General features: G+C 75.1%; 3 protein-coding genes and 1 pseudogene. 1 reads left to right on the forward strand and 3 read right to left on the reverse strand.

The window, feature by feature from the left end:
- The 3 genes and pseudogenes from E1285_RS42875 to E1285_RS42885 all read right to left on the reverse strand — a co-directional run.
- Positions 1-1,439 (reverse strand): annotated as a pseudogene (locus E1285_RS42875) (hypothetical protein); the annotation flags it as partial.
- A gap of 329 nt (positions 1,440-1,768) precedes the next feature.
- The gene (locus E1285_RS42880; RefSeq protein WP_132160654.1) at positions 1,769-2,443 is read right to left on the reverse strand and encodes a response regulator transcription factor; all 675 of its coding nucleotides are present in this window, start codon (positions 2,441-2,443) and stop codon (positions 1,769-1,771) included.
- The gene (locus tag E1285_RS42885) at positions 2,434-4,254 is read right to left on the reverse strand and encodes a histidine kinase (protein WP_132160655.1); all 1,821 of its coding nucleotides are present in this window, start codon (positions 4,252-4,254) and stop codon (positions 2,434-2,436) included. The genes E1285_RS42880 and E1285_RS42885 overlap by 10 nt, the downstream gene beginning before the upstream one ends.
- Positions 4,255-4,501: 247 nt before the next feature.
- Between E1285_RS42885 and E1285_RS42890 the strand changes: the two genes are divergently transcribed.
- Positions 4,502-5,278, forward strand: coding sequence for a hypothetical protein (locus E1285_RS42890; protein WP_132160656.1), 777 nt, complete (start codon positions 4,502-4,504; stop codon positions 5,276-5,278).
- Positions 5,279-5,376 lie beyond the last annotated feature (98 nt).

Raw genomic sequence — 5,376 nt, forward strand, 5'->3', positions numbered from 1 at the left:
GCGCGGGCGGCGACCAGCTCCATCGCCGGGGCGAGGCCGGCGTCGGCGAGGATCGCGGGATGCACCCCGCGGGCGAGGTCGTCCAGCTCGGCGACCGCCTCGGCCAGCTCGCGGCGGCACGTCCGCGCCTGCTCGCGCGCATGCGCGTCCCCGGCCGCGGCCTCCAGTTCGGCGAGCATCACCTCCAGTGCGCGGAGCCGCTGCTGGGCGCTGCGCTGCAGGTCGGCGGCCAGCCGCTCGCGTTCGGCCGCCTGGACGCGGACGAGCCGCTCCTGCGCGTCGCGGGCCCGTTCGAGGTTGCCCTGGGCCACCGCCTCCAGCCGCGCGGTCTCCAGGGCGCGGCCGCCCGCGACGAGCGCGGCCTCGACGAGCGGCTCGTGGTCGCGGAGCGCGACGGCGACGTCCACGGTTGCGAGGGGCTCCCCCGCGGACGTCCTGACCTCGTGCCGCCAGCGTCCCGGGGCTCCGTCCGGCGAGGCGTCCACCGGCCGCCCGGTCACGTCCACGTAGCCGCCGTCGGTCCAGAGCCACAGGTCGAGCGAGTCGTCGCCGAGGACGCTGCGCAGGGCGCCGCGGACGTTCTCGACGGAGACCGGGTCGGTGAGCCGCTGCATCCGCTCGGCGACGGTCAGCTCGGCCAGCCGGGCGCGCAGCGAGGTGCCGAGGAAGGCGAGCGGCAACGCCGTGGCGAAGACCCCCTGCACGAGGTAGACCCGCAGGACGTCGTCCAGGTCCACGCCGGCGCCGATGAGCGAGCCCTGGATCACCAGGGCCCCGGTGACGCCGATCGTCACGGTGGCCGCGACCGGGAGGGTGAGCCTGCGGTCCAGCCGCCCGATCCGCGGCAGCCGCGCCACCAGGATGACCACCAGGGCGCCGGCCAGCGCCGCCGACACGGCCGTCAGCCCGCGCTGGACGGCGTGGAAGACCTCCCGGTCGGGATGCACCGCCGGCCAGATCACCGTCGCGGCGAAGCCGTTCCACCGGGGCCGCGAGACCGCGCACAGGACGGCCTGGCCGCCGACCATGATCAGGACGGCGGCGGCCGTCCAGGCCCGGGCGGCGGGCCCGTCCAGGCGCCCTCCGGGGTAGAGCAGGACGCCGATGCCGATGGCGGTGAAGAACACCGACTGGGCGAACACGGACACGACCGGGCCCGCGCCTGCGTTCCAGGACGCCGACCAGATGGCCGCCCAGGCCGCCGCGGCGATGACGAACGCCGTGCCCGTCCCGCGGCCGAGCCGGCCCGCGGCCAGCAGCCCGCCGGCGATCGCGAACCCGCCGCAGCAGGCGAGGGTGACCGCGGCGGCCGCGGGTTCGGCGCGCCAGTACGGCCAGCCGCACGCCAGCGCGGCCGCCGCGACGGCGGCGCCCGCGCCCACGGCGCGGCGGACCCGCGCGCCGAGCCACAGGGGCGGCCGCCAGGGAACGGGCGTCACCGCGCTCCTTCCGTGTCGTCCGGGTCATCACCGGCCGGGAAAGGGTGTTTCCCTGGATGTGCGCGGGGAGGCGGCGCACGCAGCATGGGGAGTGCGCCGGGCGCGGCCTCGGGCGGGCGGGCCCGCGGCGCGTCCGGCGGCGCGCGGAAGCCGCCACCGGATCACCTGACGCGACCCGACCGGCACGGTCAGTTTTCCGCACCGCGACCGCCGGACGCGAGGGCTCGTTACCCGATTGATGCCCGGGACGGGCGGGACGCGAAGCCGCGCGCGGGCTCCGGCCGGATGCGGTCAGCGAGCCCGGATGCGGTCAGCGGGCAGGGCGGGCCTCAGCGGGCCTCGGCGGCGCGCAGCCACGTGAGCACGGCGAGGACGCGCTTGTTGCTGTCCTGCGGCCCCGGCGGCCCTCCCGACGAAGTGATCTTGAGCTTGGTGAAGATCGCCCGCACATGGTCCTCGACGGTCCGCGCGGACAGGTGCAGCCGCTTGCCGATCCCCGCGTTGGAGTGGCCCTCGGCCATCAGGGCGAGGACCTCCCGCTCACGCTCGGACAGCCGGGCCAGCTCGTGCTCCCGGTGCCGGGCCTCGACCAGCCGGCTCACCACGTCGGGGTCGATGACGACCTCGCCGCGCATGACGCGCTCCAGCGCGGAGCGCAGGTTCTCCACGTCCGTCACGTGGTCCTTCAGCAGGTAGCCGACGCCGCGCGGCTGGTCCCGGAACAGCTCCATCGCCTGCGGCGTCTCGTTGTAGGCCGACAGGACGAGCACGCCGAGGCCGGGGTGGCGCTCCAGCAGGCGGCGGGCGGCGACGACGCCCTCGTTGGTGTAGGTCGGCGGCATGTGCAGGTCGACGATCGCCACGTCGGGCGGGTCGCCGGTGACGCGGGCGACGAGCTCGTCGCCGGAGGCGGCGGACACGACGACCTCGATGCCGACCGTGGTGAGCAGGGTGACCAGCGCCTGCCGGAAGATCCCGCTGTCCTCCGCCACGGCTACTCGCATGGCAGGTCCATCCTTACCGTCGTGCCCCGCCCGGGGCCTCCGTCGACTTCCACGCTGCCGCGCAGCGCCCTGACCCGGCCGGAGAGCCCGGCCAGGTCGGCCGCGGGGTCGGCGGGACCGGTGCCGTCGTCGCTGACCTCCGCGACCAGCCGTCCGTCCCCGGCGGCGACCCGCACGAGCACCTCGGTCGCACGCGCGCGGTCGACAGCGTACGACAAGGTCTCGCAAAGCACGGAGTAAAGCGTGGACTCGACCTCACGGGAGAACCGCCGCGGGGTGACGTCCAGCTTGACGCGGATGCCGACCCGCTCGGCGACGACCTCCAGCGCGGGCCCGAGGCCGTCCTGGACGAGCAGCGCCGGCTGGACCTCGCGGGCCAGCGCCCGCAGTTCGGCGAGCGCCTCCATCAGCTCGGCGCGGCAGGTCCGGGCGTGCTCCTTCACCGCGGGGTCGTCGGTCACCGCCTCCAGCGTCCCGAGCATCGCGCCGAGCGCCAGCAGCCGCTGCTGGGCGCCGTCGTGCAGGTCGCGGGCGAGCCGCTCGCGCTCGACGGTCTCGGCCCGCAGGAGGCGGCGGTAGGCGGACCGGACCTGTTCGAGTCCCGCGTGGACGCTGGCCTGCAGCCGCGCGGTCTCCAGCGCCCGGCCGCCCGCGACGAGCGCGGCCTCGACCAGCGAGCCGTGGTCGCGGAGCGCGCCGCCGAGCTCCACGACGGCGAGCGGGTCTCCGGAGGCGCTGAGGACCCGGTGCCGCCAGCGTCCCGTGTCCCCCGCCCGCTCACCGGCGGCGGGGCCGCCCGCGTCCCCGCCGGGGCCGAGGTCGACGGGACGTCCCTCGGTGTCGACGTAGGTCCCCTCCATCGGCGCCCAGAACCACAGTTGCAGCGCCGGGTCGTGCAGGACGTCCCGCAGGGCGTCGCGGACCCGCTCCACGGACACCGGCGAGGTGAGCCGGAGCATCCGGCCGGCGACGGTCAGCTCGCTGAAGCGGATCCGCAGCCCGGACGCCAGCAGCGTCAGCGGGACGAGGGCGATGACCGCGCCCTGGGCCACGTACACCTGGAGCAGGTCGTCCAGGCTGATCGAGGGTTCCATGATCGGCCTCTGGGTCACCGCGGCGGAGATCCCGACGAACGCCAGCGCGGCGGTGACCGGGAGGGTGAGCAGGCGCCGCAGACGGCCCATCCGGGGCAGCCGGAACAGCAGCACGACGGCGAACGAGAGGGCCAGGAAGAGGTACAGCAGCGCGGAGACCCGCAGGACGGTCTCGAACAGGGCGAGGTCGGGATACGGCGCGGGCCACCAGACCGACTCGCCGCGGAACGCGGCCCAATGCGGCTCGGAGGTCATCCACAGCGCCGTCGGACAGCCGAGGAGGATCACGCACGCCATGACCGTCCAGATCCGGTCGGCCAGGTACTCCAGCCTCCCGCTCGGATACAGCAGCACACCCACGGCGAGCGCGAGATAGAACTCGGCCTGCGCGTAGGGCGACAGCATCGGCCCGATGCCCGCGTCCCAGCTCGCCGCCCAGTTGGCCGCCCAGCACACCGACGCGGTCACGAACAGCAGGCCGGTGCGCCGCGTCCGCGTCCCGGTCGCCAGCAGGACGCCCACCACCGCGATCGCGGCGCAGTTCACCAGCGTGATCGCGGCCGCGCCCGGATGCTCCCGCCAGTACGGCCAGCCCGCGACGAGCGCCAGCCCCGCCACCGCCGCCCCGGCGGCGAGGGCGCGCCTCGTCTCCGCGCCGAACCACGGCGGCGACCTGCGCCTCCGCGGGGCGGATATCACCACGACCACCCTTTCCATGCTCGGACCTGCGGGCACGTCCTGCCACCGGATACCCACGGGGCCGGTCTCCGTGCTTTCCCGGGCACGCCGCCGCCGGACGCCCGGCGCCACGGGCGCACGCGCCATTTCCCGGTGAAACCAATTAACGCTAACGGGGAAACCCCGGGGCCGCCACCGGGATGACCTGGATTGCCCGTTGGATGTCGTACTGCAAGGATATTTTCGGCGGCTACGGGGACTAGGCGGGAAAGGGGCTCGGGGGGAAATGAACCAGGAGACGGTGACCGACGGGAGCCGGGCAGGGGCCCGGAGGCCCGTACTGGTGGACGCGTCGCGCGTCGACGCGTCCGGGCCGAGGCTCCCGGACGTGGACCGGGCCCTGCTCCGGCCGCGCTACCGAACCATCATGGCGGTCGACATCGAGGGCTCCACCAGCCGCAGCGACCCGGTGAAGGCCGAACTGCGCAGCGTGCTCTACCGGCTGCTGGAAGAGGCGTTCAACCGGGCCGGAATCGTGGAACGGTACCGGGAGGCGTACGTCGACCGCGGCGACGGGATGCTCGTTCTCGTCCGTCCTCTCGACGAGGTCCCGAAAACGCTTCTGCTCCACCCGGTCGTGCCGATCCTGTCGGCCCTGCTCGCCGAATACAATTCGGAACCGGTGATCGCTCCGGGCGGTGACCGGCGAATTCGCATTCGCGTCGTCGTGCACGCCGGGGAAGTGCACAGCGACGGCCGCGGCAATTTCGGCGAGGCCCTCGACGTCGCCTTCCGGCTGCTGGACTCGCCGGAGACCAAGGACGCGCTGCGGCGGGTCCGCGCGCCGCTGGTGCTGGTCGTGTCCGACGACATCTACCACTCCATCGTGCGGCACGGCTACGAGGGCATCCGGGCGGACTCCTACGTCCCGGCCGTCCGCCAGCGGGTCAACGGCCGCAGCCACCTGGGGTGGGTCCACGACGCCACCGCGTCCCTCGCGCCCGCCGGGACTCCCGGCCTGGCCGCCCGGAGGCGGTGGCCGCTGGCCAGGCGCGCCGTCTGACCCGCCGTCCGCCCCGGCGGGCCGCGCGCCGTCCGGCGGTCCCGGTCAGCGGCGGCGGCCGACTCCGGCCAGGGTGAAGGTGCGCTCCGGGGCGGGGG

The organism is Actinomadura sp. 7K507 (assembly GCF_004348425.1).
Lineage (GTDB): Bacteria > Actinomycetota > Actinomycetes > Streptosporangiales > Streptosporangiaceae > Spirillospora.